This window comes from Dellaglioa sp. CoH-57-MRSF-19, assembly GCF_056781975.1.
On record NZ_JBXAXW010000073.1, the window covers coordinates 1 to 613 of the forward strand.

Here is a 613-nt window from a genome sequence, read left to right on the forward strand (position 1 = left end):
GCCGGAATCGGCGGTACGGTAGGCCGTGCCGCGTTCTACGGGCTAGAAAAGCTATTCCGATAGCTACACAAGGAAGACGCAAGGAGGGGCCGCCAAGGCCCCTTTCTTTTGATCCAATACCCGACTAAATCACTAGGGTATTGTTGACTCCCGTATCGGTTGCCGTCACAATGCGGTTACTGGCTCACGACGAGCCGCTAACCAAATGGAGTAAAAAATGGGCATCCGCGTATCGGTTTATCGTTTCATGTTTGACGCGCAAGACAGCATGTTTGAGCCGGAACCGGACCGGTTCGGGGCTCGCGACTGCACGCGCGACGGTATTAGCTCGCGGGCAACGCATCTTACCGTAGTCAACGCCGATGGCCCCTTTGAACCCGACAGTAACGCGCCTGCCGTGCTGCTCGTCAATCATTACGCGGACGCGCTGTCGCTGGTTCCCGCCCAGCGCAACGAGAAAAGCGAATGGGAACCCGTGCCCGGTTGGCACATGGCGGGCGGTAACTACGGGGCGACGTCTGACGCGCGTTTTGGTGAAGCGTGCGAGCGCCTGACTGGCAAGGGCTTTTACGGTGCGGTTGCCATTCACGACCGGAAGGAACATTAAACCATG

The 613-nt window shown here is 58.2% G+C and carries 1 protein-coding gene; it reads left to right on the plus strand.

Annotated features, from left to right (window positions below; translation table 11 throughout):
- Positions 1-217 precede the first annotated feature (217 nt).
- Entirely contained in the window at positions 218-607 is a 390-nt protein-coding gene (locus AC1RO3_RS08270) for a hypothetical protein (protein WP_391857914.1), read from the plus strand.
- The last annotated feature ends 6 nt before the right edge of the window (positions 608-613 follow it).

What these genes read in the sequence shown, in the direction of transcription:
- AC1RO3_RS08270 (WP_391857914.1), top strand. Translation starts at nt 218, where the DNA reads ATGGGCATCCGCGTATCGGTTTATCGTTTCATGTTTGACGCGCAAGAC.